At 65.6% G+C, this 1942-nt stretch carries 2 protein-coding genes; both read left to right on the forward strand.

Going from position 1 to position 1942, the window contains the following annotated elements; all coding sequences use genetic code 11:
* The first annotated feature begins 173 nt into the window (after positions 1 to 173).
* Positions 174 to 1343 (forward strand): acyl-CoA dehydrogenase family protein, encoded by a 1170-nt coding sequence (locus Q4E95_RS11380; RefSeq protein WP_303383417.1) that lies wholly within the window; start codon positions 174 to 176, stop codon positions 1341 to 1343.
* 63 nt (positions 1344 to 1406) lie between these two features.
* Entirely contained in the window at positions 1407 to 1868 is a 462-nt protein-coding gene (locus tag Q4E95_RS11385) for a MaoC family dehydratase (RefSeq protein WP_303383418.1), read from the forward strand.
* The last annotated feature ends 74 nt before the right edge of the window (positions 1869 to 1942 follow it).

Below are 1942 nucleotides of genomic sequence, written 5' to 3' on the forward strand. Positions count from 1 at the left end.
CAGCAGCGCTTCAAGGACCAGGTCAAGCCCAAGATCCTCAAGGGCAATGCCCTGCGGCTCTTCGACCTCGGGGAACTCCAGGAGCCCTACGAACCCAGCGAGGGCGGCGTCGTCGTCGCGGCCAAGAAGTACGCCGCCGAGAAGGCGGCCCAGGCGCAGAAGGTGGAGCGGGCATGAGCGCGCTGTACCCGGACTGCGACCCGTACGGCATTGCCGACCGGTTGACCGAGGCCGAGCGCGCACCCATCCTGCGGCTGCGCACGGTGCTTGAGAACGAGATCACGCCGCTGGTGGCCGAGTACTGGGAGAAGGGCGAATTCCCCTACCAGATCGCACCGTCCCTGTACGGGTTGAACCTGATGACCCCGGACGAGATCGAGGGTGCCCCGCGCTCGCTGTACCACGGGTTCCGGATCTTCGAACTGGCCCGCACTGACGCCTCCATGGCCACGTTCTACACGGCGCAGGCGGGCCTGTTCCGCACCACGTGCCGCGTGGGAGCGTCCCCGGAACAGTTCGCCGAGCTGGATCCCAAGATCACCTCGTTCGAGACCACCGGTGTCTTCTGCCTGACCGAACCGGACCACGGTTCGGACATCGCCGGCGGACTGGCAGCCACGGCCGAACGCCAGGGTGACGAGTGGATCATCAACGGCGCCAAGCGCTGGATCGGTGGCGCGTTCACCGCCGATTACCTGGCCGTGTTCGCCCGCGACGTGGCCGACGGCCAGGTCAAGGCGTTCCTCGTGGATCGCGAGGCGCCCGGGGTGACGCTCGAGAAGATCCACGGCAAGACCGCACTGCGCATGATGCAGAACGCGGACATCACGCTCGAGAACGTGCGCGTTCCCGAGGCGCAGCGGCTGCAGAACTGCAACTCGTTCAAGGATGTCGCGGCCATGCTGCGCGTCATGCGCTCGGACGTCGCGTGGATCGCCACCGGCATCCAGGCCGGCGCGTACGAGGCCGCGCTGCGCTACGTGCGGTCCCGCGAACAGTTCGGCAAGTCGCTGGGCAGTTTCCAGCTCGTTCAGGAGAAGCTCGCGCGCATGCTGGGCAACGTCACGGCCAGCCTCTCGATGGTCTCCGACCTCGCCGAGAAACAGGATCGCGGCGAGTACCGGGACGAGGATTCCGCGCTCGCCAAGATGTGGATCGCACTGCACATGCGCGAGACCGTGGCCCTGGCCCGCGAAGTGGTCGGCGGCAACGGGATCACGCTCGCCACCGACGTCGCCCGTTTCCACGCGGACGCCGAGGCGGTCTATTCCTACGAAGGCACCCACGAGATCAACGCGCTCGTGGTCGGCCGGTCCATCACGGGCAAGTCAGCTTTCGCCTGATTCGCCGACGCCGCCGCTCGCACCGTTGCGCGCGGCCTGACTCACCATTTCAAGGAGAATTTCATGACCGCCAAGACCGTTGTTTCCTTTGCCGAAGTTGCCGACCTCGCGGGCAAGGACCTGGGCTTTTCCGAGTGGCGCGAAATCACGCAGGACCAGGTGAACCTGTTCGCTGACGCCACCGACGACCACCAGTGGATCCACACCGATCCGGAAAAGGCCGCGTCCGGGCCGTTCGGTGCGCCGATCGCCCACGGTTTCCTGACCCTCTCGCTGCTGATCCCCATGTGGTCCGAGCTCTTCGACGTGTCCGACGTGCAGACCAAGGTCAATTACGGCCTGGACAAGGTCCGCTTCACTTCCCCCGTGAAGGTGGGCTCGCGCGTGCGCATGACCGTGACCATCACGGAGGTCTCCGAGGTCAAGGGCAACGGCCTGCACCTGGTGGCCGATGCGACCATTGAGATCGAGGGTGAAGAACGTCCCGCCGTGGTGGCGCGCTTCCTGAACCGCTTCTACAAGTAAACGTTCTGCAGTTCTTGCGCCTCAGGGCCCGTTAGAACCCTCCGCTACACGTGAAGGCTCAGTAGAGCCCTCAC

It is taken from the genome of Kocuria sp. (genome assembly GCF_030536815.1).
Lineage (GTDB): Bacteria > Actinomycetota > Actinomycetes > Actinomycetales > Micrococcaceae > Kocuria > Kocuria gwangalliensis.